This window comes from Gilliamella sp. Pas-s25, from assembly GCF_009795885.1.
GTDB lineage: Bacteria > Pseudomonadota > Gammaproteobacteria > Enterobacterales > Orbaceae > Gilliamella.
Genome location: NZ_WTEV01000018.1, coordinates 22,248 through 48,539 on the forward strand (window position 1 = coordinate 22,248; position 26,292 = coordinate 48,539).

The 26,292-nt window shown below is 36.2% G+C and carries 19 protein-coding genes; 9 read left to right on the plus strand and 10 right to left on the minus strand.

Annotation, left to right across the window (positions count from 1 at the left end):
- Positions 1-5 precede the first annotated feature (5 nt).
- The 4 genes from spoT to pmbA all read right to left on the minus strand — a co-directional run bounded on the left by spoT (position 6) and on the right by pmbA (position 5,679).
- Positions 6-2,111, minus strand: a complete 2,106-nt coding sequence (spoT, locus tag GQ593_RS09035) for a bifunctional GTP diphosphokinase/guanosine-3',5'-bis pyrophosphate 3'-pyrophosphohydrolase (RefSeq protein ID WP_160431731.1) — start codon at positions 2,109-2,111, stop codon at positions 6-8.
- A gap of 18 nt (positions 2,112-2,129) precedes the next feature.
- Positions 2,130-2,420: a DNA-directed RNA polymerase subunit omega gene (gene rpoZ / locus GQ593_RS09040; protein WP_160431732.1), complete on the minus strand. Its 291-nt coding sequence runs from the start codon at positions 2,418-2,420 to the stop codon at positions 2,130-2,132.
- Between the two features lie 155 nt (positions 2,421-2,575).
- Positions 2,576-4,318 carry a SulP family inorganic anion transporter gene (locus GQ593_RS09045; RefSeq protein WP_202115437.1) on the minus strand — a complete coding sequence of 581 codons (1,743 nt, stop codon included), beginning with the start codon at positions 4,316-4,318 and terminating at the stop codon, positions 2,576-2,578.
- 8 nt (positions 4,319-4,326) lie between these two features.
- On the minus strand, positions 4,327-5,679 hold the full coding sequence (pmbA, locus tag GQ593_RS09050; protein ID WP_160431733.1) for a metalloprotease PmbA: 1,353 nt from the start codon (positions 5,677-5,679) through the stop codon (positions 4,327-4,329).
- Between the two features lie 77 nt (positions 5,680-5,756).
- Here pmbA and yjgA point away from each other — a divergent pair, with 77 nt between their 5' ends.
- The 3 genes from yjgA (at position 5,757) to cspE (ending at position 7,491) form a co-directional block, all read left to right on the plus strand.
- The gene (gene yjgA / locus GQ593_RS09055) at positions 5,757-6,293 is read left to right on the plus strand and encodes a ribosome biogenesis factor YjgA (protein ID WP_160431734.1); all 537 of its coding nucleotides are present in this window, start codon (positions 5,757-5,759) and stop codon (positions 6,291-6,293) included.
- A 65-nt stretch (positions 6,294-6,358) separates the two neighbouring features.
- On the plus strand, positions 6,359-6,889 hold the full coding sequence (ppa, locus tag GQ593_RS09060; protein WP_065561528.1) for an inorganic diphosphatase: 531 nt from the start codon (positions 6,359-6,361) through the stop codon (positions 6,887-6,889).
- Between the two features lie 392 nt (positions 6,890-7,281).
- Complete coding sequence (gene cspE, locus GQ593_RS09065) at positions 7,282-7,491, plus strand: transcription antiterminator/RNA stability regulator CspE (protein ID WP_025315032.1); 210 nt, start codon at positions 7,282-7,284, stop codon at positions 7,489-7,491.
- A gap of 157 nt (positions 7,492-7,648) precedes the next feature.
- Here the strand turns inward: cspE and gapA are convergent, their stop codons facing one another.
- Positions 7,649-8,644, minus strand: coding sequence for a glyceraldehyde-3-phosphate dehydrogenase (gene gapA, locus GQ593_RS09070; protein ID WP_160431735.1), 996 nt, complete (start codon positions 8,642-8,644; stop codon positions 7,649-7,651).
- A 977-nt stretch (positions 8,645-9,621) separates the two neighbouring features.
- Here gapA and mutS point away from each other — a divergent pair.
- Positions 9,622-12,180 (plus strand): DNA mismatch repair protein MutS, encoded by a 2,559-nt coding sequence (gene mutS / locus GQ593_RS09075; RefSeq protein ID WP_160431736.1) that lies wholly within the window; start codon positions 9,622-9,624, stop codon positions 12,178-12,180.
- 148 nt (positions 12,181-12,328) lie between these two features.
- On the opposite strand, the gene dld is transcribed toward mutS, so the two are convergent.
- The 4 genes from dld to GQ593_RS09095 all read right to left on the minus strand — a co-directional run bounded on the left by dld (position 12,329) and on the right by GQ593_RS09095 (position 18,280).
- Positions 12,329-14,026: a D-lactate dehydrogenase gene (dld, locus tag GQ593_RS09080; RefSeq protein ID WP_160431737.1), complete on the minus strand. Its 1,698-nt coding sequence runs from the start codon at positions 14,024-14,026 to the stop codon at positions 12,329-12,331.
- 296 nt (positions 14,027-14,322) lie between these two features.
- On the minus strand, positions 14,323-15,273 hold the full coding sequence (gene rlmF, locus GQ593_RS09085) for a 23S rRNA (adenine(1618)-N(6))-methyltransferase RlmF (protein ID WP_160431738.1): 951 nt from the start codon (positions 15,271-15,273) through the stop codon (positions 14,323-14,325).
- 467 nt (positions 15,274-15,740) lie between these two features.
- Positions 15,741-16,655, minus strand: a complete 915-nt coding sequence (locus tag GQ593_RS09090) for a hypothetical protein (RefSeq protein ID WP_160431739.1) — start codon at positions 16,653-16,655, stop codon at positions 15,741-15,743.
- Between the two features lie 695 nt (positions 16,656-17,350).
- On the minus strand, positions 17,351-18,280 hold the full coding sequence (locus GQ593_RS09095; protein WP_160431740.1) for a hypothetical protein: 930 nt from the start codon (positions 18,278-18,280) through the stop codon (positions 17,351-17,353).
- A gap of 1,037 nt (positions 18,281-19,317) precedes the next feature.
- Here GQ593_RS09095 and GQ593_RS09100 point away from each other — a divergent pair.
- Positions 19,318-19,821 carry a CbrC family protein gene (locus GQ593_RS09100; RefSeq protein ID WP_160431741.1) on the plus strand — a complete coding sequence of 168 codons (504 nt, stop codon included), beginning with the start codon at positions 19,318-19,320 and terminating at the stop codon, positions 19,819-19,821.
- Positions 19,822-19,929: 108 nt separating this feature from the next.
- Positions 19,930-20,802 carry a hypothetical protein gene (locus tag GQ593_RS09105; RefSeq protein WP_160431742.1) on the plus strand — a complete coding sequence of 291 codons (873 nt, stop codon included), beginning with the start codon at positions 19,930-19,932 and terminating at the stop codon, positions 20,800-20,802.
- 135 nt (positions 20,803-20,937) lie between these two features.
- On the opposite strand, the gene GQ593_RS09110 is transcribed toward GQ593_RS09105, so the two are convergent.
- A complete protein-coding gene (locus GQ593_RS09110) occupies positions 20,938-21,864 on the minus strand; it encodes an L-lactate dehydrogenase (protein WP_160431743.1) in 927 nt (308 codons plus the stop codon).
- Between the two features lie 202 nt (positions 21,865-22,066).
- On the opposite strand from GQ593_RS09110, the gene GQ593_RS09115 reads away from it, so the two are divergent.
- The 3 genes from GQ593_RS09115 to GQ593_RS09125 all read left to right on the plus strand — a co-directional run bounded on the left by GQ593_RS09115 (position 22,067) and on the right by GQ593_RS09125 (position 26,290).
- Positions 22,067-24,076 carry an autotransporter outer membrane beta-barrel domain-containing protein gene (locus tag GQ593_RS09115; RefSeq protein ID WP_160431744.1) on the plus strand — a complete coding sequence of 670 codons (2,010 nt, stop codon included), beginning with the start codon at positions 22,067-22,069 and terminating at the stop codon, positions 24,074-24,076.
- Positions 24,077-24,488: 412 nt separating this feature from the next.
- Positions 24,489-25,397, plus strand: a complete 909-nt coding sequence (locus tag GQ593_RS09120; RefSeq protein ID WP_160431745.1) for a metal ABC transporter substrate-binding protein — start codon at positions 24,489-24,491, stop codon at positions 25,395-25,397.
- The gene (locus GQ593_RS09125; RefSeq protein WP_160431746.1) at positions 25,397-26,290 is read left to right on the plus strand and encodes a manganese/iron ABC transporter ATP-binding protein; all 894 of its coding nucleotides are present in this window, start codon (positions 25,397-25,399) and stop codon (positions 26,288-26,290) included. Before GQ593_RS09120 ends, GQ593_RS09125 begins: the two co-directional genes overlap by 1 nt.
- Positions 26,291-26,292: the final 2 nt, after the last annotated feature.

The window sequence follows — 26,292 nt, forward strand, 5'->3', positions numbered from 1 at the left end:
AATGACTAATTTATATTTCGTGTAACACTCACTACATCCGGTTGTAGTAACATTTTACGAATTAACTCATTAAGTTGTTGAGTATCTTTCACTTCTATCTGCAAGATAATTGTATAAATTTGTCTATCTTTTTCTTCAGTATTCAACCATTGCAAGTGGGCATTTTCATCATTAATAATTGAAAGAATATGTGCTAAAGAACCTTGAGTATTTAAAATATCGACCCAAATTTCAGCAACAAAGGGTTGAGAAATATTAGGAGCCCATTTAAGCGAAATATATTTTTCTGGGTTATGTTGATAGCCCGTAATATTTCGGCAAGATTCATGATGTACTGTCAGTCCCTTTTCAGGGCTGACGTGCCCAACAATAGGGTCATTGGGAATAGGATGACAACACTTAGAAAACGTAACCAAAACACCTTCACTACCAGTGATAACAAGGGTTTTGTTCGGTTCTGCTTTATTTTGTAATAAGGATTTATCTTCTAAACCTTTGACAATAAAATGACTCATGATATTGCCTAATCCAATTTCGGCTAAGACATCATCAAAATTGGACAATTTTGTTAATTCAACCACTCGATCTTTTTGACTCGATGATAGCCCACTAATACCGCCAGATTTAACTAACGAAAGGTTAAGTAAACGCCTTCCTAATTCTATTGCATCCTCACGTTTAAGCGTTTTAAGTGCATGACGAATACGAGACTTTGCTTTAGCACTCACTACAAAATTCAACCAATTCGCGTTAGGTCGCCCTTCTGGTGAGGTAATAATTTCAACAGTTTGCCCACTACTTAGTGGTTGTGATAGAGGATAAGGTTTACGATCAACAATCGCTCCAATACATTGATAACCAATATCTGAATGAACCGCGTAAGCAAGATCAACAGCTGTCGCCCCCTCTGGTAACTGAACAATACGCCCTTTAGGGGTAAAAACATAAATTTCTTTAGGAAACAAATCTGATTTTACATTTTCGATAAACTCAAAAGAATTACCTACACTTTGTTGTAGTTCTAACAAACTTTGCATCCAGCGTTGTGCTTTAATTTGCGTGGTAGTATTCAACTCATCTTTTTCGTTATATGCCCAATGTGCAGCAACTCCCATTTCAGCCATTTGATCCATATCTTCAGTACGGATTTGTACCTCAACCGGTGTACCGTGTGGGCCAATTAATGACGAATGTAACGACTGATACCCATTCGCTTTAGGAATCGCTATATAGTCTTTAAAACGATTAAGCCGTGGTTTATATAAATTATGTACCAGCCCAAGCGCACGATAACAAGCATCGACATCTTTAACCACAATTCTAAAAGTGTAAATATCCATAATCGAATGAAACTGCTGCTCACGCAGTTTCATCTTTTGATAAATCACATAAATATTTTTTTCGATACCTGTTACTTTGGCATCAATATAAGCATCGAGTAATCGCTGCTTTATTTCAGATAAAATTTGTTGGATGAGCTCTTTTCGAGTATTACGCGCTGTTTTAACTACTTTTTCAATCACTTTAGCGCGATTGGGATTCATTGCTTTAAAGCCTAAAATCTCAAGTTCAGTTTTAATATGATGAATACCTAAACGATGAGCCAAAGGTGCATATATTTCGAGTGTTTCTTTGGCTATGCGACGGCGCTTGTCAGGTCTTAAAGCACAAAGTGTGCGCATATTATGCGTGCGGTCAGCTAGTTTAATTAAAATAACACGCACATCTTCGGTCATGGCAAGCACCATTTTCCGAAAATTTTCAGCTTGAGCCTCTTGTCTGTTACGGAATTTTAATTTATCAAGTTTAGAAACACCTTCAACTAAAATGGCAACATGTTTGCCAAATTTATTCGTAATATCTTGAAAGGTAACTGGAGTATCTTCGATAGTATCATGCAAAAGTGCGGCAATAATTGTTTCATAATCAAGCCGCATCTCAGCTAAATTTGTTGCTACTGCAACTGGATGAGTGATATAAGGTTCACCACTAGATCGGAATTGCCCATCATGTGCATTTTTAGCAAAAAGATAAGCATCTTGTATCAATTCGATTTGTTTAGGCGGAAGATAAGATGCTACAACCTCTTTTAAGCTATCGAAATATTGCATAAGCAATTCCTGTAAAGCTTATTCGTACGATGGTGTATTTTCGAGAAGAATCGACTCATGAAGTGTTGCGCGGACTTCAGCTTCTTCATCTTGACGTGCTTGGAAATCAGCAATATCAAGAATTTGTTTGTTGACAAGACCATCTTCTATTTCACGTAAAGCAACAACGGTTTCTTTGTCGTTTTCTTCCGGAACCAATGGAGATTTATTTTCAACTTGTAGTTGACGAGCGCGTCTTGCTGCTACAATAACGAGATCAAAGCGATTACCAATTTTTTCTACTGCATCTTGAACAGTTACACGTGCCATTTTTACCTCTAAAATTGTTTACTAAAATGCTTCATTTGAAAGATCCAATATTGTACTTAAATTTATAGGCGATTGTCTATATTAATATTGGTTGTTCTATCGAAATCAAGAGATGTAAGATAAATAAAAAACACTCTTTCCGATACCGTTAACGGTCACGATACCTGAACAGATTCATCATCAACTTTACTATTTATATGTTCCTTACTTTGGACTAATTTAACTGCAAAATAGAGATCATAAGCAAAATCAATATACTTATCATCAAGCTTAATATCCATTTGTTTAAACCAGTTTTTGAGCGTTTTGCGTCGGCCAGATAAGATTAAAGTCACGTTTCTTACTTTTAAAGACTTTACTAATTCATCAATGCCCGACAAAACACTCACATCTTTATAGGTAAAACAAGGAATCGCATCGACAATCACATAATTTATAGACTCTTGTGCTTCGTCAATATAACTAATAATTCTTCGTTTAAAATAAGCAATATTGAAATAAGTTAACGGAGAATTAAATCGATAAATCATCGTATTATTGACTGGTCGTACATCCTGACCTATTGAATGAATTCGACCACTTTCATCAATACCTAGCAACTGATCTTTTGGTCTAAATACGCGGCGTAAAAATAAAAATAGGCCAAGCAGTACTGCTAACGCCATACCAGGAATAATGCCAATTACAAGCACTGAAACGAGTGTTGTCAAACTTAAATAAAACGCATCTCGATCAAATTTAAAAAAGCGGATAATTGCTTGAAAATTGATTAACGAAATTGAAGAATAAATTAAAATGACTCCTAATACACAAGTTGGAATAAATTGTAAAGGTGAAAGGAAAAACAATACCACTATACCAATTAACATTGCAGCAATAATCGAAACGAGCTGAGTTTTCCCCCCATTGGCATCATTCACAGCGGTTCTTGATGATGTACCACTAACCACAAAGCCTTGTGATAACCCAGCTACAATATTGGCGATACCCAATGCTTTAAACTCAACATCGGCATTGGTTTCATAGTTATTTTTGGATGCAAAACTGCGCACGGTTATCATCATACTCACAAAACAGATGATAGCAATATTAAGCGAAGGCACAACTAAATCACGCATTAAGCCTTTATCAAAATCAAGCCATGATTTGACAGGAATAAAATCACCGCTCACATTACCAATAATACGAATATTAAAATGTTCAAAATTAAATAACCATGAAAAAAACGTCATCACAATAACAGCTAACAGTGGTGCTGGATATTGAGGCTTTAAACGCTTTAAAACAATTAAAATTAATAACGTAAAAAATGAAACCAGTGTCGTACCTATATGGATTTGTAGTATTTTAAATGGGAAATACACAATTCGCTCAATCAAATAAGAATAATCATAACTAAAGCCCAATGTTTTGGCTAACTGATCAACCATAATGGTGATTGAAATACCATTTAGTAAACCAATTAAAATAGGCTGACTAAGCAAGTCGGCCAAGGCTCCCAGATGCAACTTCCCTGCAATGATACACCAAATACCGATCATGATTGTTAATATCACAACTAATTGCCAACGCAATATTGGATCATTTGCCGCTAACGGTAATACAACAGCCGCAACCACAGCACAAGTAGCCGTATCAGGCCCTACAATCAGTTGCTTAGAAGAACCAAAAAGCGCATACACAATTAAAGGTAAAATGGTCGAATATAGTCCAGCTATAGCGCCAACGCCAGTCAATTCAGCATAAGCAATTGACACAGGTAATGAAACAGCGGCAACTGATAAACCAGCCTTAATGTCAAAACCTAAATACTCACGTTTATACTGTAATAAACTGCTTAACCCTGGCATCCATGAAGTTATTTTTTGAAAAAAAGCACTGTGAAAAAAACTGCCCATACTGATCCTTATTTTCCGGCTATACTCATATTATCAATCAAAATCGAACCACATTGGATATTCGTTCTTGTTTCAATATCATTACCGATTGCCACAATGTTCTTATAGATATTTTTAAGATTACCAGCAATGGTAATTTCGTTAACTGGATATTGAATTTGACCATTTTCAACCCAAAAACCAGTAGCACCACGCGAATAATCACCAGTCACACTATTAACACCTTGCCCCATTAACGAAGTTATCACAACACCTTTATCCAATTTTTTAAGCATATCATCAAAACCCGCATTATTTTGGCTTGGTGATACAAACCAATTATGAATTCCACCTGCATGCCCAGTCGATGTTAAACCCAATTTACGCGCAGAATAATTCCCTAACAAATAAGTCTGCAACACGCCTTGCTCAACAATATTACGTTGAACTGTTTTAGTACCTTCGCTATCAAAAGGTGATGACCCAATACCTTTTAGAATATGAGGATCTTCATAAATGGTTAGCCAGTTAGGAAAAACAGTTTGCCCAACACTGTTTAATAAAAACGAGGATTTACGATAAATTGCCCCGCCACTTATAGCGCCCACTAAATGCCTAATCAGCCCAACGGCAACTTCCGCACTAAATAGCACTGGTGCTTGCATGGTTGGGAGTTGCTTAGCGCCTAAATGTGAAATCGCTCTGTCGGCCGCCTGCCTACCAACCCAATTTGCTGATTTTAGCTCACTAAAATCGCGTGATGAAGTATAAGCATAATTACTTTCCATCTGCCCTGCTTGTTCAGCAATGACAGAACATGAAAGTGAATGTGAACTTGCGCAATAACCTTGTAACATCCCTAAACTATTACCGTACACATAAACACCATAGCGACTACTAAAATAACCGCCATCAGTATTAATTAATTTTGAATGATTGAGCGCGGTTAACTCGGCTTGTTTGGCCTGCTCAATAGCGTTATCGACATTCAAATCACTTGGGTAAAATAAATCTAAATCAGGTGGATTAAATGCCATTTGGCTTGCATCCCCTAAACCAGAACAAGGATCGGGCGAGGTATATTGCATAATATTAATTGCCATATCCACCGTTTGCAAAATAGCCTGTTCGGATAAATCATTAGTTGACGCACTGCCTTTACTTTGATTTTGATAAACAGTTATAGATAGCGCACCATCACTATTAAACTCAACATTTTCAGTTTCGCCAAGACGCGTACTTACACTAATACCTGTTGACTTGTTAATCGACACCTCAACTTCATCAACTCGCGACTTTGCTTGATTAATAGCATTAGCGACAATGGCTGATAAATGTTCTTTTTGCTTTAAGGCTTCTTTTTTATTCTGTTCAATACTCATTTTATTATTTTCTACAATTCTGCTAGTGATACGTTATAATAAGCCAGAATTGAATATTAGTTAACAAAAGAAATAATATGAATCACAATCAAGAGACAAATATAGAACCCAATTTTGCTATTGACAATGAAGACGAAGAAATCATTTACGTTAGCAAAAGTGAAATCAAACGCGATGCCGAGGCCCTTAAAAAATTAGGTATTGAACTTGTCAATTTAAGTAAAAACGAACTAGAAAAAATCCCTCTAGATGAAGATCTTATTTATGCCATTGAACTTGCGCAGAAAATAAAAAAAGAAGGATATCGCAGACAAATTCAGTACATTGGCAAACTACTGCGTAGCCGAGACATTGAACCTATTAGCCAAGCGCTAGATAAACTGAAAAATCGCCACAATCAGCAAATTGCCCTATTTCACAAACTCGAAAAGCTACGCGATGACCTGATCACAACTGGTGATGCTGAAACCATTATGGACTTATACCCAACAGCCGATCGCCAGCAGCTGCGCACCTTAGCGCGTTTAGCTAAAAAAGAGCAAGAAACCAATAAACCCGTCAAATCGGCAAGGCAAATTTTTCAATATTTAAAAGAATTGAGCGATACAGAATAATCTTTATAATGTGCCGCTTATTGTTAATAACAAACACTATATAAACTTAGATAGAGGATTCAAAAATGGGACTTTTAAATGTACCAGCAGGTAAAGAATTACCAGATGATATTTACGTTGTGATAGAAATTCCGGCTAATGCTGATCCAATAAAATATGAAGTCGATAAAGACACCGGTGCTGTATTTGTTGACCGTTTTATGGCAACAGCAATGTTTTATCCATGTAACTATGGTTATATTAATCACACATTATCATTAGATGGTGATCCGGTTGATGTATTAGTCCCAACACCATACCCACTACAACCGGGTTCCGTTATTCGTTGCCGCCCTGTTGGTGTATTAAAAATGACTGACGAAGCAGGTCAAGATGCAAAACTGGTTGCTGTACCTCACAGCAAACTATCAAAAGAATATGATCATATTAAAGACGTTGATGATTTACCTGAATTACTTAAATCGCAAATCAAACACTTTTTTGAACAATACAAAGCATTAGAAAAAGGTAAATGGGTTAAAGTTGACGGTTGGGATAATGCTGAGGCAGCCCGCAAAGAAATTATTGAGTCATTTGAACGAGCAAAAAATAAATAAAATTGAGTGATAAAAAAATAATCATTGTTCAAAGCCATAAATATTATTTTATGGCTTTTTTGTTTTTGCTTAATTTATTAACATTCAAAATTAATTAAAAGTTTTAACTATACAATAATTTGCTTTTTATCAATTTATAAGTAATTATTTAAAAAGATAAGAAAAACCACATGCTAAGCAAAAAAAAATTATTATTAAAATCTTGCTTTTGGTTATAATTTATGCGGTAATAGTACTGGGCAAACAACAAAGTTGAAATTATGAAAACGATTAACTTTGGTAATGTGGTTTTTAACGTTTTATCATGGTTATGAGTTACATAATGAAGACAATGTTAAAGCTCATACCAGCCTAAAAGGCTAATTATTAATTATTGTTAGGATGTCTAGTAAATGAATAAGAAAACAGGCCAAGTAAAATGGTTTAATGAAAGTAAAGGTTTTGGTTTTATCACTCCTGCGGATGGAAGTAAAGATGTATTTGTTCATTTTTCTGCTATTTCAGGTGATGGTTTTAAAACCTTAGCTGAAGGACAACAAGTTGAGTTTGCGATCCAAGATAGCCCTCGTGGACCAGCAGCAGCTGAAGTTGTTGTAATCTAGTTCAACTTTAAATAATTTATTTCCATACTAGCAAAACGCTCACCTACAAGGTGAGCGTTTTTTATATTAAAAATCTAAAAAATTACACGCAACTTAGCATAAAAAAAAAGCGATCCTAAGATCGCCATTTTAACAAAACTAGGATAAATGCTAATTATTATTTAGAAATAACAGCAATTAAATCTAGTACTTTGTTTGAATAACCCACTTCATTGTCATACCAAGAAACAAGTTTCACAAAGTTATCACTTAATTGAATACCTGCTTTAGCATCAAATACAGATGTACAAACTTCACCTAAGAAATCAGTAGAAACAACATCATCTTCAGTATAGCCAAGAACGCCTTTCATCGGGCCTTCAGCAGCTGCTTTGATTGCTTTACAAATATCTTCGTATTTAGCAGGTTTTGCTAAACGAGCAGTTAAGTCAACAACAGAAACATCTGGGGTTGGAACACGGAAAGCCATACCTGTTAATTTACCATTTAATTCAGGAATAACTTTACCTACTGCCTTAGCTGCACCTGTTGAAGAAGGAATGATGTTTTGAGCAGCACCACGACCACCACGCCAATCTTTATGAGATGGACCATCAACCGTTTTTTGAGTGGCAGTAGTTGCGTGAACAGTAGTCATTAGCGCTTCAACGATACCAAAGTTGTCGTTGATAACTTTAGCCAAAGGCGCTAAACAGTTAGTTGTACATGATGCGTTAGAAACGATATCTTGACCTGCATAATCTTTATCATTAACGCCGATTACAAACATTGGTGTGCTATCTTTTGAAGGACCCGTTAAAACAACTTTTTTGGCGCCAGCTTGGATGTGCTTACGCGCAGTTTCGTCAGTTAAGAATAACCCTGTTGCTTCAGCAACAACATCAACACCGACTTCGTTCCATTTTAAGTTTGCAGGATCGCGTTCAGCAGTAACACGGATTGCTTTACCATTAACAACCAATTTACCGTCTTTAACTTCAACTGTACCGTCAAAACGACCGTGAGTTGAATCATATTTAAGCATATAAGCCATATATTCAACATCTAATAAATCGTTGATTGCAACAATTTCAATGTCTGAACGTTTTTGAGCAGCACGGAAAACAATACGGCCAATACGACCAAATCCATTAATACCTACTTTGATTGTCATAACAATTACCTTCTTTTTTGTGTTTTTAATGTTAAAAATCTTTTCTGTAAACTATCAAATTTTAAAGATTTATTCAAGAAGATTCCTAATAATTAAACACGAATTGATTAAATAGATTAGACCAAGCACTGATTAGATAAATTATCGTAAATAAAATCATTGTGTTATTTAAATAACCGCCTAGCATGTATACTCTATAGATTCAACTCAATAAACAGTGAGCTGAAATATTTAGCTTTAAACTTCTTTTAAAACTTCTCCCCAAATTATAGTTACATGCAATAACCCAGCTCAGTTCCACCAACTAAACACTTTAATAAGTGTTGATGTTGCAATAGGTTAAAAATTCGTTCAATCGTCGGGTTGTTAATGCTAATTGAACGGATAAATTAGTGATAGTTACACTTAGCTGTCTTTTAAAATAAAAATATTTTGTGTGGTCTTAACGCATCGTTTGCGATTTACTCGTATGAGCTATGATACTCGTCTTTTCGAGACTATCTTGGCTTCGCTCTGATGCTCAAATTTGTCCGCCCCTCACTCGGTCTTGACGCACCACTATAATTCATTCTAGATAAAGCATAGCCTTTACCTAGCTTAATTGTCGGCGCATTATGATGCTCGATTAGTGGCTGTATTGACCTTTGGGTGTTGTGAAAGTTGGGATTTTTTTATAAAAATCACTTGGATATTATGTCGATTTTATTTAATTTTTTGCCTGATATTTTTTTGATTTCAATTCACATCATCAGATCACCCTATTGCGTTTCGAGATTATTAAATTCATTTATTGACACGCTTTTTATTTTAGGGATCATATATAATGATACAATCGTAAAACGCTAAAGCTTTTTTATTAAAATTTATTACAATTTTTATTACAGTTATAAATGAGTTTAAATAACAAAATAAGTGATTTTTTGACACACTCTAAAAAGTAAATAAATTGATTTTTAAAAACAAAAAGACATAACGCCATGACAAATGAATACAATTTAACCGACCACACACCAATGATGCGGCAGTATTTAAAATTAAAAGCCGAAAACCCTGATATTTTGCTTTTTTATCGCATGGGTGATTTTTATGAGATGTTTTATGATGATGCCAAGCGTGCCTCGCAGCTTTTAGATATTTCGCTCACAAAACGTGGCTCGTCAAATGGTGAACCGATTCCTATGGCGGGAGTGCCGTATCATGCGGTTGAAAGTTATTTAGCCAAGTTAATATCACTGGGTGAATCGGTGGCTATTTGTGAACAAATAGGCGATCCAGCAACAAGCAAAGGGCCAGTTGAACGTAAAGTTGTTCGTATTGTTACTCCAGGCACAGTCAGTGACGAATTATTACTAGAAGATCGCAAAGATAATTTACTTGCCTCAATCTGGCAACATAAAAACCATTATGGTTATGCCACACTTGATATTAGTTCTGGTCGCTTTTATGTTTTTGAATGTGATAACTTCGAAGCAATGCAAGCTGAACTGCAACGTACAAGCCCTGTTGAATTGCTATATCCCGAAGAATTTCAATCCATGCCATTAATTGAACATCGCCATGGTCTGCGCCGTCGTCCACAATGGGACTTTGATCTTGAAACGGCAAAACAACAGCTTAATTTGCAATTTGGCACCAATGATTTAGTTGGATTTGGTGTAGATGCGTGCAATTATGCACTATGTGCAGCAGGTTGCTTATTACAATATGTTAAAGATACCCAGCGCACCGCTCTGCCCCATATACGTTCCATTATTAAGCAATCGACAATTGACTTTGTCGTGCTAGATGCTGCAACTCGCCGTAATTTGGAAATCACCGAAAACCTAACGGGTGGGACACAAAATACCGTTGCTGAAATTCTTGATAAAACCCAAACACCAATGGGCAGCCGAATGCTTAAACGTTGGTTGCACTCACCAATCCGTAATTTGGCAATATTACAAAATCGACAACAAGCGATTAGTGAATTACAAAATTATATTGATGATGTTAATCCGTTATTAAAGCAAATTGGTGATTTAGAACGTATTTTAGCAAGGCTGGCACTGCGTACCGCTCGTCCTCGTGATTTTGCCCGTTTGCGTGATGCTTATAATCTGCTACCGCAATTACAAAAACTATTGAGTAGCCTAACCTCACCCGCATTAATTGGCTTGCGTGCCAAGATAAATCAATTTGAAAACCTCGCTAATCTATTAACTCGCGCTATTGTCGAAGCGCCCCCCGTAATTATTCGTGATGGTGGCGTGATTGCCAGCGGGTATAATGCAGAATTAGACGAATTGCGATGTTTAGCTGATGGGGCAACCAATTATTTAGAACAGCTTGAAATCCGAGAGCGTGAAACACTTGGCATTGATACGTTAAAAGTTGGATTTAATGCAGTGCATGGTTACTATATTCAAATAAGTCGCGGACAAAGTCATTTAGCGCCAATTCATTATACTCGCCGTCAGACGCTGAAAAATGTTGAACGATATATCATCCCGGAGCTTAAAGAGTACGAAGATAAAGTGCTCACCTCTAAAGGGCGAGCCTTAGCACTTGAAAAGCAACTTTACGAACAGCTATTTGATCTGTTAATGCCAGATCTAGCCGATATGCAAATCAGCGCTGAGGCTATTGCCGAACTTGATGTGCTTACCAATCTAGCAGAACGGGCATTAACCCTTAACTACCAAAAACCGACACTATCGACCAATGCCGGTATAGAAATTAAAGATGGACGACATGTGGTAATTGAGCAAGTTTTACAAACACCATTTATTGCAAACTCATTATCACTGTTGCCAAATAGGCGAATGTTAATTATTACTGGCCCCAATATGGGCGGTAAAAGTACCTATATGCGCCAAGCGGCCTTAATTGTACTACTGTCTTATATTGGTAGTTTTGTCCCTGCTTCTAAAGCAATCATTGGACCTGTTGATCGCATTTTTACCCGAATTGGCGCCTCTGATGATTTGGCATCAGGTCGTTCTACCTTTATGGTCGAAATGACCGAAACGGCCAACATTATGCATAATGCTACAGAACAAAGTCTTGTTTTAATGGATGAAATCGGTCGGGGTACCTCAACGTATGATGGGCTTTCTTTAGCTTGGGCCTGTGCTGAGAATTTAGCCAATCAAATAAAATCAATGACGCTTTTTGCAACCCATTATTTTGAATTAACCCAGTTACCAGAACATATGCAAGGCGTTTATAACGTCCACTTCGATGCCATTGAACACGATAACAACGTTGCTTTTATTCATGAGGTTTCTGAAGGTGCTGCAAGTAAAAGTTTTGGTATTGCTGTGGCAGGGCTTGCAGGTGTACCTAAGGCTGTATTAAAACGAGCTAAACAAAAATTGAAAGAGCTTGAAATAATATCAAAACAGTCAGCTAACAGTGGCGTTGATAAATCGCAACTTTCTTTGATCGACAAGCCTGAACCGTCAGAGGTAGAAGAAGCGTTAAAACAGATCGATCCCGATGCTTTAACACCAAAACAAGCATTAGAGATGTTATATCAATTAAAAAAATTACTATGATTTTAATAACGCGATAGCTGTTGTATCGCGTTATTATGCATCTAAAAAAATTCACAGGTGTTGATCAATAAAATACCGTCAGATAGTATTTTCTGGCGGTTAAATTTCAATACTTGATATCTAAAATTTAACGCTACTCAACCATGCATTAAGTCCAATTTTTCTTCTTAGATGTTTTACCTATGCCCGGATTAAGACTGTTTGTGGGATCAAGCTCTTGATAGAATTTTTTCAGATCTGCATTGGCGTGATACAAATGCCCCACATTGTGCTCAGCAGGGTATTGCGCGCCACGCTGATCAAGCAATGCTAAAATATCCTCCTTAACTTTATCGCAATCTACTCCTTTTTTAGCAATATAATCTTGATGAAACACATAACAGAAAAAATGCCCATAATACATTTTGTAAATAAAGTTTTGATCAATGTTTTGTGGCAGTGTTTCAAACCAATCGGTATCATTACGCCTTAGTGCAATATCTAATGCAACAATATTTTCCACGGTTTTGCTATGTACATTTCGGTAAGACGTTGCAGCCCCCGCTGCCGCAAAACGGTGTAACATTGCCGCTTCGGCTTCTTTTTCATTACACAAAAAATAATTACCATTTTTATTTTGAAAATAGTCTTTCAAAAAAGCCTCAGCTTCAGCAATCCCATCATCCGCCATTTTTAAAATAAGATGATGTTCATAACGATCACGATAATCACGCAATGACTTTGGTAAATGATTAGGTAAAAATTTGCAGGCGAAGATAGAAAACCGGTCCGAAAAATTTTTAGGAAAGAATGGAATTTTCGCCGTAACACGATCAACAATATTTTTAAAAACGAACATACGAGGCATCATATCAGTACCTAACTTTTTAATGGCTAAAAAGGTCGGTTTTCCATATATAGCGGCAATATCAAAAGCCACACGGTGCATATATTCACCCGACACAGGCAAGGTTTTAAATTGACTTAAAATGTGGCGACGAATACCGTTTAGTTCATTAATATCATTAGTACCGATATAAAATACTGCCGATTTTTGCTCAAGTGGAAAAGTGTCAAGACGCACTGCAAAAACCATTAAGCGCCCTGCACTGCCTGATGCTTCGTAATGACGGGCGGGATCAGCATTAAAGCGAGCAGGCGTATTAGCATCAATTTCACGAACATGATCACAATAATGATGATCATGCCCTAAACCAGCATCTCGTCTAATATCTTTATCGGTATAGTTATGATTTTGTAAGTTCTGTAAAATCGTTTCTGGATCATCCCCCAGTTCAATCCCTAAATGATTCACTAAGCGCAATTGTCCTTGCTGGTCTAATTGTGCAAACACAGCCATTTGCGTATACGCAGGTCCGCGCTGAATAAGTGCCCCCCCTGAATTATTACAGACCCCTCCCATAACAGAAGCACCAATGCAAGATGAGCCAATGACCGAATGCGGTCCACGATGATATTTTTTTAATTCCTTTTCTAAACGAAAGAGTGTGCTACCAGGCAAGCAAACAACTTGCTCACCATTTTCTATCACTTTAATGCCATCTAATCGACGAGTACTGACAATAACAATAGGACGATCATAATCATTACCATCAGGCGTAGAGCCACCAGTTAACCCCGTATTGGCTGATTGAGTAATAACAATAATATCCGCTTCCACACAGGCTTTTAAAACCAGCCACTGCTCGACTAACGTCCCGGGTAAAACAACAGCTAACGCATCGCCTTCGCCAAAGCGAATCCCTTGGCGGTAAGGTAACGTGCGCGCTGGATCGGTTAAAGTGTGTTTAGCACCAACAATTTCTTGTAACGTCTTAATAAATATAGCTGATTTGTTGCTATTCATAGGGGATTCCTTTGCAATGTTAAATGATGCTGGTGATTTTATAATCAACACATCTTAATCGAATCACCTACAATTTACTATGCAATTTTTAGCCAGTAACGAGACTTCAGGAATTATATTTTATGAATATAAACAATGAAATACAAAAAACAGAAACTAATTTATGAATAAAAACAACAAAGATAGGTTTATACTATCAATCGTTGGAAAGAATAGTTGTTAATAGCAAATCTTTGAATTCTTTATAAAATTATTGAAAACACAAAATAAAAAACTCAATAAAATCAAAGTTATCCCTAAGTGTTTTTTATACATGTCTGTCTATCTTCTTGACTAAAAAAACTCCACGCTACAAATCGGCTTACTTTCTGCCCTTGAGTCATGGGCACAATTTTGCTATCAGTCACTCCAACCGCTGTTAGCTGTTTTTTTATCAATTCCAATGAGGATTTTTTAGACACTAACGAAGTAAACCACAAACATTGATGTTTAAATGCTACACTTTCGTTAATCATATTAGTAATAAAAGTACTTTCACCACCTTGACACCACAGTTCGGCATGTTGTCCTCCAAAGTTAAGAACGGCTTTTTGATTTGGATTGGTTAACTTACCCAAATTGGTTAGTTTTTTTCGTGTACTTGCTAACGCATCTTGTGCCGAAGCATGGAAAGGCGGATTGCAAAGTGTTAGCATGTAAAATTCGTTCGGTTTAATAATATGCTTAAAAATCGCCGTACTGTCTTTTTGCAAACGGCACTGCACTGCCCCATTCAACATACGATTAGATTGGCAAATTAACGATGCAGCTTTAATGGTGGTAGGATTAATATCGCTACCGACAAACGACCAACCATATTCAGCCCGCCCAATAATTGGATAAATGGCATTAGCGCCAATACCGATATCTAAAACACGAATTTGCTTACCTGTCGGAATGTTATTTTGATTGTCTTGTGCCAATAAATCGGCTAAATAGTGAATATAATCCGCTCGACCAGGGATGGGGGGGCATAAATAACCATCTGGAATATCCCAATAATTCACCTGATAAAACCTAAATAACAAGGCTTTATTTAACATTTTAACCGCCAGCGGATCGGCAAAATCGATCGACAAATTGCCATATGGATTCTGCTTTACATATAGAGACAGTTCAGGCAGTATTTTGATGAGGTTTGCAAAATCATAACCGTTGCGATGTTTGTTTCGGCTATGTAATTGGGGCTTTTTTAATGGCGTTTGCACGGTTGTCCTATTTTATCCAAAATCAAATAACAACTATTATAACTGCTTAACTGCAATATGCGAAAACCGAACAAATAAATTAATCAAAATTACTGCAGTGGAGCGTTGTTTTTTTACTCTAAAACAGCTTTGGTATATTATTGATTTTATTTAAATTTTTATTTTTTTAAATAAAATCACACATTTATAGGCTAGTTTTTTATTACGTTGAGTTTGGATTTTTAAGAAAAGCGCTTTTATTATTTAATAACAGCGGTTTAATAACCGTTGTTTAATAACAAAGCACCAGTTTTTAAATCTTATCGGTCGGAGTGCTTTTTTGGCTTTCAGTCATTAAAACTCAAGACTCGCAGGCTTTGCCTGCTCAGCGCCCCAACTTACGCGGGGGCTTTATTCTTTGTTATATTATCCTCTCAAGCACCATAACCCCCCCCGCGACCTAAGGATTAAGAAATAAACGCTAAAAGCTAAGGTGCGGTGCAAACGCCATAGTTGCCGGAGCGGCCGCTGCTGCTGCTGGGGGTGAGGACTTGGCCGTTGAGCGAGTAGATAAGGAACGAGTTGCTACCTGTAGCGTCGGTCGCCCAGTAGAGGTTGTCGGCGAAGTCCGAATTACCAGTGTACCAGTTCACGTAGCCCCACTCCGAGAGAAAGCCAGCGCCTATGTGACGCGTGTAATGATTAACTGATGAGCTAGGTGTTGCACCTAAATTATGATAGTTTGAATTGGTTAAATCTCTTACCCGTGACATTCGATAACCCAAACTATTACACCATGCTAACACTTCAGGAAATGTCCAAGACCACGGTCTCCCCCGATTAACAAACCACTGCCTCAACACAAATCCATATCTTACAACCTCATTATCATTACTATCTCTACCCACTAATTCAAAAGTCTGCGGTAACCTTGGCACGGTAATTTGATTAGGATAAGGATCACGCCATTGAGTTCTTGCCTCTGGACCTGTTAGCGTCACACGAAACTCGACATAGCCTTCGTTATTACATTCTCTTTTTCGCGTCACTGTGGCAGTAATTCCCTCATGCGTGACTGGCGCTCCCCATGTCAATTCGCTTGCTTCTCCCATTATGATGAAATCAAAATATAATCCATTAGCTCCCGTAGTTGGAAAATTAAGTGCGTATGATGCAGGATCGGTTGATTGAACTAGGAATCCATAATCGGGTTCCCACATGTCAGCGGGGCCCGCGAAGGAATGCTCGCCGATATCAAGAATAGGTCTTACGGATTTGAGGATCCCCCATTGTAACGATGGCAGTATTATGGCATCACTGCGATCACCTCCTTGACTATTTTGACCCGATAATGCTTGTGAATTCAACGAAAACGACAATAATGATAGGAGTATCAACGCCAACGAAATTTTTTGGGATAATGTTGATAGTAATTTGAGAGATAACTTCGAGGATATAAACGAGATTAAAGTAAAAACTCGTCTAACGCGGTTATTTGGTAAATTTAAGACATAGGTTTGCCAGCGCTGGTGTCTGGTGTCTGGTGTCTAAAATGATAATGCATTGCGGTTCACCTGTCAAGTAAATTGTTGTTTTATTTATCTTTTATGTGTTTATTTGCTTGTAAAATAAGCTACTTCTTTAAATTGATGAAAGTATAACCATTAAAAAAAAGATTGGCTAGTTTTTTTGGGGAAATTTTTGGTAAAAATTATTTAGGTGTGACTTCGATTAAGTTTTATAAAAACTTTAAATTATTGAAATATTTGTTTTTTATTAAAATAACAATAAAATAAAATCAATATTTTTTGACAATTTTTTGCCTGATATTGAGTTTTTTGTTTTGATGGATGAAGTGGATTGAGGGAACTGGTTTCATTCATTTGCTGTTTAGATATTCAAAATAGCTATAGTGACCACATCCAAAACCCTACCACACTAAAATAGATTATGGTTTCAATCATTAAAACTCAGGACTCGCAGGCTTTGCCTGCTCAGCGTCCCAACTGCGTGGGAGCGCTACACTAGGGCTTTGTTCTTTGATTGATTATCCTTATAATCAGTACCATAAACCCAACAGCGGGCCAAGGATTAAGAACTAAGGCGTGGCGCAAATCCCGCGCGGACTATTACTTGTTTTGTTGAAGTATACGTCGCCGACATCCGAGTCCACATCAAACTGAGTATTTCCCGTCGTGTCACTCGTCCAGTATTGGTAGTCGTAGACGAAACCAGCTCCAGCATAAAGGTATGTGCCACCCCACTCAGAAAAAAATCCAGCCCCAATTTGGCGCTGGTAATGATTACCACTTGATGATGGTATGGCGCCGACGGAGCCTTTACACCAATCGCCTTCCCACATACCCAAACAGACTGCGTTGGTGAGATCCTTTACTTGCGGCACTCGATAGCCTAAATCTCTACACCACGCTTCTGTATTAGGATAGTTATCTTGTTTATCTCCGCGGTTGACGAACCACTTCTGCAACACAAATCCATATCTTACAACCTCATTATCATTACTATCTCTACCCACTAATTCAAAAGTCTGCGGTAACCTTGGCTTAGCAATTAAACTCGGATGAGGATTGTTTATTTTAGCTCTTGCCTCTGGACCTGTTAGCGTAACACGAAACTCAACATCACATTCGCGATTACATTCTGTTTTCCTCGTTACTGTTGCAGTGATTCCTTCATGCGTGACTGGTGTCCATGTCAATTCACTTGCTTCTCCCATTATGATTAAATCAAAATATAATCCATCAGCACCTGTGGTTGGGAAATTAAGCGCGTATGATGCCGGATCAGTTGATTGAACTAGGAAGCCATAATTTGGGTTCCATATATCAGCAGGACCTGCGAATGGGCCACTACCCGAAACAAGCTCGGGCATCACGGATTTGATGACGCCCCATTGTAACGATGGCAGTATTATGGCATCACTACGATTACCCCCTCGACTATTTTGACCCGATAATGCTTGTGAATTCAACGAAAACGACAATAATGATAGGAGTATCAACGCCAACGAAATTTTTTGGGATAATGTTGATAGTAATTTGAGAGATAACTTTGAAGATATAAACGAGGTTAAAGTAAAAACTCGTCTAACGTGGTTATTTGATAAATTTAAGACATAGGTTTGCCAGTGCTGGTGTCTGGTGTCTGGTGTCTAAAATGATAATGCATTATGGTTCACCTGTCAAGTAAATTATTGTTTTATTTATCTTTTATGTGTTTATTTGCTTGTGAAATAAGCTACTTCTTTAAATTGATGAAAGTATAACCATTAAAAAAAAGATTGGCTAGTTTTTTTGGGGAAATTTTTGGTAAAAATTATTTAGGTGTGACTTCGATTAAGTTTTATAAAAACTTTAAATTATTGAAATATTTGTTTTTTATTAAAATAACAATAAAATAAAATCAATATTTTTTTGACAATTTTTTGCCTAATATTGAGTTTTTTGTTTTGATGGATGAAGTGGATTGAGGGAACTGGTTTCATTCATTTGCTGTTTAGATGTTCAAAATAGCTATAGTGACCATGTCAAGTTAGGAATTGGCAAATGAATTCCCTAACAACCCACACTTTGGCAGCAGAATGAGGCCTTAGGTTACCCTCCACCGTCGCTCGGTCTTAACGCATTGGCTATATGATTACTCGTATCATCCTGATACTCGCCTCTGCGTGGCTATCTTCGCTTTGCTCAGTGTGTAAATTTGTTCCAAACAAATTTGTGTTCTCAACTAACATAGCCTCACTCTGTTATCCGCGCATTTTGACGATAAATTAATAGCAGTATTAACTTTCGCACTATAAAAATCGGTGTTTTTTCTATAAAAATAGTTTAAGTAGAATATTGATTTTATTTAAGTTTTATTTTTAATGTTCTTTATTAAAATCAAATATTTAATCTCAGTCTACGTTTAAAACTCCTCCACTTAAAATAATTATTCAGTTAGATAAAATCATTAATTAACATGCAGTAATATTTTATCATTTTGTATCAAACTCACTTAAATTATATAATCATAATTACTATTACAATATTGAAGGAATTTAAGATGTGCCTGCCTACGTTTAAATATCATCCAAATGCATATCAACTCGATATTTTTGTTAATGAAGAGGGGATTTGTTCCGTTTGTAATCAAAACCGAACAATAAAATATAATTTGGTACCTTATTGTGTTGAAGATCCTGATTATATCTGCCCATGGTGTATTGCCAATGGGTCGGCTGCAGAAAAATATCAAGGTCAATTCAACGATAATTATGGTGTAGAAGATGTCCCGCCCGAAATGTTAGACGAAATAGTATTAAAAACCCCAAGTTATTCATCATGGCAACAAGAAGTTTGGTTATCACATTGTAATGAACCTTGTGCTTTTATTGGTTATGTTGGTGCCAAAGATATTGAACCCTATTTTGATGAAATCTTAGATGACATCCAAGACTATCCCGATGAATTGATAAAATCGTCTTTATCGAAAGATGGGGCGCTTGTTGGTTATTTGTTTGAGTGTGTGCAATGTGCTAAAAAAAGGTTGCATGTTGATTGTGATTGATTTTAATAACTCTATACAGGGTATCGATTTAATATGAAAAATTAAAATAAAAAATAATAGTGTGCAATATCCCACTGATAAAAGGAAATAACTAGGAAAACTGCAACCATGAAAAAAATACCATTGTTATTAACTATATTGTTGTTTAGTTGGTTTAATACTAATTATACGTTCGCTAATACTCAAACTGCATCATCTCAATATAAACATAGAGAGCATTTTGCCACTTTTGATAGTTTTTACCAAAGTTTACCTGTGTTATCTATACCGTTTGATACTCATTCGCTACCTAAAGGTAAATTTGTAGATAGCAAATTTTTTCATTTTGAGAGCAATGATTATCAATATTATGATAATCCCCTAGATAAAGAACGACGTTATTTTACATTAAAAGATCTTATCGCTATTGGTCGTTTTGAAATCGATAATATTCGATTTGTACTCTATAGTTTTACCTTTGATAGTGAAGGTGAAGGCATTATGGAGGATTTAACCATACTCAATGCCTTCGATGAAAACGGAAAATATTTAGATGCGCTTATTTTGTCAGGGCAAACTGGACATGAAGATCATATGTTTTTTTATTCGTCTTTAGCGCTTAATAATTTATTTCATGTCCATATAAAAAGCCATTATTCATTGACGTATTTTATTGATGTTAAGGATAATAATTATTATCATGAAAAAGATATAAATTTAACTTACCAGTTTAAAAACAATCAATTCTGGCGAGAAGAACATACGCCAAACTGCCAAACCCTTGACCTTAAAAACTATTTAAACCAACTTATAAAAACACAGCTAGCAGACATTGCTGATGTTGCAGCTTTTAATGATTATATTGCTTGTTATCCAGTATCCGAAAACCTGAATACCTATAAAAAGATTGCTCACTATATTAGAAATACTCATTATCACTTTTTAAGTGATGCTGAATACTACAAACTTGAAAACCAACTTAACATCATCTTAGAAGATTAGCCGTTATACTCCAAAACTATTTCTTCTATGACAGTAATAAAAACCTTGTTCGTGGCGTATTGTGTATACAATGACGCCACCAATGGATAACGCTAGGTTAGTGTGCCAATTGAGCAATAATAAAAATAACTAGTACTATGGTAATTTAATATGATCAATATAGCCTTTAACAATATTAATGCTTTTTTCAAAGAGTTGCTTTTCGTTGTCGGTAAAGTCTAGTTTGATCACTTTTTTTATTCCATGTTGATCAAGAATCGCCGGTACACCAATAGCAACATCTTTATAACCATATTCGCCATTTAAAATACAACTAAGCGCTAATGCACGGTGGCTATTGGTGAATATATGTTGGCAGATTTCGGTAATAGTGCTGGCAATACCATATTCGGTGCAGTGTTTTCGATTCGCGATTTCAAAACCCATTTTTCGAGCTTGGCTGCCCACTTCGTCAAAATCTATTTTGTTTTTTTGTAAATCATTTAAATTAATACCATAAACTGATGAATGAGACCAAACTGGAAACTGTGAATCACCATGTTCGCCCACGATAAAAGCATCAATGCTTTGTGGACCAATATCCATTTTTTCGCCTAATAATCGACGTAATCGCACCGTATCAAGCCATACTCCTGTACCAATCACTCGATGACGAGGTAAGCCAGATAGTTTCCATACTTGATATGTGATGGCGTCGCAAGGGTTGGTTGCAATTAAGAAGATGCCTTTAAAACCATTTTTCATCATATTAGGCACTATGCTGGCAATAATTTTTGAGGTTCCTGCAAGCTCTTCGGCTCTGCTTTTCTGGGCAATGCCTGAGGTAACAGTGATAATGGCAATATCTATGTCAGCGCAATCAGTCGATTCGCGTAAACTAACCTTTATCATATTTTGCCGATAAGCTGCCGCATCTAATAAATCTTGCGCATGCCCATATGCTAATTCTTTATTCAGATCAACCAGTACAATTTCTTCGCAAATACCTCGGTTAACCAATGTATAAGCCGTTGTTGATCCAACATTACCCACGCCGATAATCATCACTTTTCGTAATTTCATACTTACCCCCCTATTTTATTTAGATTAAAAAGGAATCATTTATTTACCCTTATACTCTCGTTAATTATAGATTCAAGTCAAAATGACTAATTAATGGTATTGCTAAAAATCTATAAGGTAACAACCCATTAAGGTTGATTATTGAGTGGAGATTGTTTTATTGTTAAACTATTATTAATTATAGAAGAAAGGAAATTATTAGATGAAAAATAAAATAATTCTAGGATTATCCCTAGCCACACCATTAGTGGTAAATGCACTTGAGCTACAAGGAAATCAAACCTATACTGATGAAATTAATGTCCCCGTTACTCACGATTTAAATAAAGTTAATGGAGAAATTACATCAGGTATCCGTATATTTTCTAATAGCAACACTATTTTTGAAAAAAATGTCACTGTCAATATCCAAAGAGAAGCTAATCGCATAGAAGATGGCGTAACAATTGCAGGGCTAGATTCTTTTCCTTCAACTCGTTCTACATCTTCCACCATTTTTAATGGTGATCTTACAATTCATATGCAAGGACATGATTCTGATGCAATTTCTTTACTTGGAGATTCAACCATCATCGTTAATGGAAAAACAACATTAAGCGTTAACGATCGTGAATGGTCAGATGCTATTTTTATCTCTGATGGAAATTTAACATTAAATGGCGAATCATTTATTGATGGTAATATTAGTTCTATTGAAAATGGGGTATTAAGAATCAATAATAAATCAATAATTAATGGCGATATCGATGCAAGCTTTGGCGGAACAATTATATTAGATTTAGCCTCCGGTTCCAAAATTGTAGGTCGAGTGTCAGGATTTGGCGATCCAGATGATCCTGATGAGGGTAATCCTGATACCACTGGAATTATAAAAATGAATCTTGCCAAAGGCGCTTCTTGGGAAATAACAGATGATAATTCTTACCTTACAGAACTATCTGGACAAGGTTCGATAAAATTTGTTAATGATAATTCTAATGGTAACTATGTAGAGTTAACCATTGAGAATTTAAAAGGTGAATCAAGTTTTGATTTACGTACCGACATTGCTGCAGAGAAAAGCGATAAAATTATTATTTCAAAATCAGCTGACACAAACCGTCCTATATCCGCAGAGGGAACTCATACCCTAAATTTAACAAATAATGGAGCGTCTAATACCACAGGTAAAGAAAAATTAACTTTAGTCGAAATTGATGATAATGCCACAAGTACTGCTGAGTTTAAGACAAATCATAATGTTGAACTTGGTGGTTATCAATATTCCCTAAATAAAGAGGGTAACAATTATGTGTTAACAGCTCATCGTACTATTACTTCATCAGCAATGGCTAGTGCTGGGTTTCTTAACAGTAATTATTTAATGAGCTATATTGAAACCCAAACTTTACTCAAACGCCTTGGCGATATTCGAACAAGTGGACAGTTTGGTGATGTTTGGTTACGCGGTTTTTCTGGTAAGTTGGATTCATTTTCTGGCGGTAAATTAAGTAAATTTGATATGAGCTATCATGGATTCCAATTTGGTGCAGATAAACAGTTATCTGAAGACTCACCTTTTGTAGTCGGTGCTTTTGTTGGACAAACTTATGGAGATCCAGATTATCGTAAAGGAGATGGATCTTTAAAATCATTTAATACTGGTCTTTACGCAACTTATTTAAACAATGACGGATTTTATATTGATGGTGTTGCTAAATATGCTCGTCAAAAAAATCACTTTAAGGTTAAAGATACAGCCAATAATCATGTTCAAGGAACAGGTCATACCAATGGGCTTGGTTTATCTTTGGAGTTAGGTCAGAAATTTAAATTTAATGATTTTTATATCGAACCCCAATCTCAATTATCTTACAGTCACCAAAATGCTACATCAATTAATGCTACCAATGGGCTTAAAGTAAAATTAGGCAATTATAATTCGTTAATTGGTCGAGCATCAGCATTATTTGGATACGAGATCAATTCAGACAACAATAACATCAATATCTATGCTAAAACAGGAATTGTTAGAGAATTTCATGGTGATACTTACTATAAATTAAATACAAGTAAAGAAAAGCATTCATTCAAAGGTAATTGGTGGAATAATGGGGTAGGTATAACTGCACAGTTTAATCAACAACATAATATTTATTTGGATTTAGAAAGCTCACCGGGTAGCCGATTTGATTTATTACAAGTCAATGGCGGATATCGTTTTTCTTTCTAAATTACCGATTTACCAATAAAACTACTTTCACATTTCCCTAAAATCCATAAACCACATAGTTAAACATATGTGGTTTATGCCAATTTATTTGATCATTTTTTTCTACTGTAACTATCATTTAAATAGATGGAATTAGCTACTATTTATTTTAGTTTTATATACAATGAATTAATAACATAACTTAATAACATAACTAGGTAACCAGTTAATTGAAATAGTAAGTTTTAAAAAGGATTTGACTTTTATTCATTAAATAAGAATAATTCTCATTAATATCTAAGTTAATTGTTATTATGAATTAGTCATCATGTTTCACCATTACAAATAATTAAATAAAAAGGATATTGCTTGATTTAGTAAAAATGATCATTGTGTCTTGCTATTTAATTATGTTAAACGCAAGGAGTCGCTAATGAAGTTCAATTTTTTTAGATTTTTAAGCATTATTTTAGCCTCGTTGATTATTTTCATTGGAGTGTCTTCATCTGCCCATGCTGCAGAAAAAAAGTTTAAAGTGGTTACCACCTTTACCATTATCCAAGATATCGCACAAAACGTTGCTGGTGATGCAGCTCAGGTTGAGTCAATTACTAAAGTCGGAGCTGAAATTCATGAGTACGATCCCACACCAAAAGACATTACCAAAGTGCTTTCTGCCGATTTAGTATTATGGAATGGCCTTAATTTAGAGCTTTGGTTTAAACGCTTTTTTGAAGACGTTAAAGATGTACCTTCGGTTGTGGTGACAGAGGGTATTGCACCAATGCCAATTCAAGAAGGTAGCTATAAAGGTAACCCAAATCCGCATGCTTGGATGTCGCCAACGTTGGCTTTAATTTATGTTGAAAATATCCGTGCGGCGTTTGTTAAATATGATCCTAAAAATGCAGAGATTTATAATAAAAATGCAGCCGATTATATTGCTAAAATTAAAGCACTTGATGCACCATTACGTGAACGTTTAGCTAAAATTCCTGAAGCTAAACGTTGGTTAGTCACCAGTGAGGGCGCGTTTAGTTATTTGGCTCGTGACTATAATTTGAAAGAAGCTTACCTTTGGCCAATCAATGCCGAGCAACAAGGCACCCCTCAGCAAGTTAGGCATTTAATTGATTTAGTTAGAGCAAATGATATTCCTGTTATTTTTAGTGAGAGTACTATTTCAGATAAGCCCGCTAAACAAGTTAGTAAAGAAACCGATATTAAATATGGCGGCGTTTTATATGTCGATTCACTTTCAACTAAAGATGGCCCTGTACCCACTTATATTGATCTACTCAAAGTGACCGTTGAAACTATCGCTAAAGGATTTGAAAAATAATGACTCAAATTTGCTTGAATGTTGATGATATCACCGTGACTTATAATAATGGTCATACCGCAATTTATGATGCTAGCTTTCGCTTAAATGGTGGCACTATCTGTGCGTTAGTTGGCGTTAATGGTAGTGGTAAATCGACGTTATTTAAAAGCATTATGGGGATGGTTCGTCCAACTCGTGGTCATGTCACATTTAATGATATGTCAGTTAAGCAGACCTTAAAACAAAATATCATTGCTTATGTGCCACAAACCGAAGAGGTCGATTGGGATTTTCCAGTCCTAGTGTCAGACGTGGTCATGATGGGGCGATATGGGCATATGTCTTTTTTACGTATTCCAAGTAAAGAAGATAAAAAACAAGTCGATCTTGCCCTTAAACGTGTCAATATGCTCGATTTTAAACATCGTCAGATTGGTGAGCTGTCAGGTGGGCAAAAAAAACGGGTATTTTTAGCTCGAGCGTTAGCTCAGCAAGGTAAAGTGCTGTTGTTAGATGAACCCTTTACTGGAGTTGATGTTAAAACTGAAAATGCCATTATTGATCTGTTGAAAGATCTACGTAAAGAAGGCCATTTGATTTTAGTTTCAACTCATAACCTAGGTAGTGTGCCTGAATTTTGCGATCAAGTGGTGTTAATTAATCAAACTGTTTTGGCCTTTGGTCCAACTAAAACAACCTTTACACCACAAAATTTAATGACCACCTTTGGTGGTGCCCTGCGTTATCTGAGTTTGTCGGGCGAGAAATTGCACGATGATGAAGATCCTCGTAAAGTATCGATCTTAACCGATGATGAACGCGCTGCAATTTTTTATGGGGAAGGTAAGCATGACTCGCCTCATCGAGATTTGCTGGTTAACCATCACGATAATGAACCAAAAGGGCAATAATA

Excerpts from the sequence above, each read along its gene's own strand:
- spoT (WP_160431731.1), bottom strand. The coding sequence starts at position 2,111 with ATGCAATATTTCGATAGCTTAAAAGAGGTTGTAGCATCTTATCTTCCG.
- rpoZ (WP_160431732.1), bottom strand. The coding sequence starts at position 2,420 with ATGGCACGTGTAACTGTTCAAGATGCAGTAGAAAAAATTGGTAATCGC.
- GQ593_RS09045 (WP_202115437.1), bottom strand. The coding sequence starts at position 4,318 with ATGGGCAGTTTTTTTCACAGTGCTTTTTTTCAAAAAATAACTTCATGG.
- pmbA (WP_160431733.1), bottom strand. The coding sequence starts at position 5,679 with ATGAGTATTGAACAGAATAAAAAAGAAGCCTTAAAGCAAAAAGAACAT.
- yjgA (WP_160431734.1), top strand. The coding sequence starts at position 5,757 with ATGAATCACAATCAAGAGACAAATATAGAACCCAATTTTGCTATTGAC.
- ppa (WP_065561528.1), top strand. The coding sequence starts at position 6,359 with ATGGGACTTTTAAATGTACCAGCAGGTAAAGAATTACCAGATGATATT.
- cspE (WP_025315032.1), top strand. The coding sequence starts at position 7,282 with ATGAATAAGAAAACAGGCCAAGTAAAATGGTTTAATGAAAGTAAAGGT.
- gapA (WP_160431735.1), bottom strand. The coding sequence starts at position 8,644 with ATGACAATCAAAGTAGGTATTAATGGATTTGGTCGTATTGGCCGTATT.
- mutS (WP_160431736.1), top strand. The coding sequence starts at position 9,622 with ATGACAAATGAATACAATTTAACCGACCACACACCAATGATGCGGCAG.
- dld (WP_160431737.1), bottom strand. The coding sequence starts at position 14,026 with ATGAATAGCAACAAATCAGCTATATTTATTAAGACGTTACAAGAAATT.
- GQ593_RS09100 (WP_160431741.1), top strand. The coding sequence starts at position 19,318 with ATGTGCCTGCCTACGTTTAAATATCATCCAAATGCATATCAACTCGAT.
- GQ593_RS09105 (WP_160431742.1), top strand. The coding sequence starts at position 19,930 with ATGAAAAAAATACCATTGTTATTAACTATATTGTTGTTTAGTTGGTTT.
- GQ593_RS09110 (WP_160431743.1), bottom strand. The coding sequence starts at position 21,864 with ATGAAATTACGAAAAGTGATGATTATCGGCGTGGGTAATGTTGGATCA.
- GQ593_RS09115 (WP_160431744.1), top strand. The coding sequence starts at position 22,067 with ATGAAAAATAAAATAATTCTAGGATTATCCCTAGCCACACCATTAGTG.
- GQ593_RS09120 (WP_160431745.1), top strand. The coding sequence starts at position 24,489 with ATGAAGTTCAATTTTTTTAGATTTTTAAGCATTATTTTAGCCTCGTTG.
- GQ593_RS09125 (WP_160431746.1), top strand. The coding sequence starts at position 25,397 with ATGACTCAAATTTGCTTGAATGTTGATGATATCACCGTGACTTATAAT.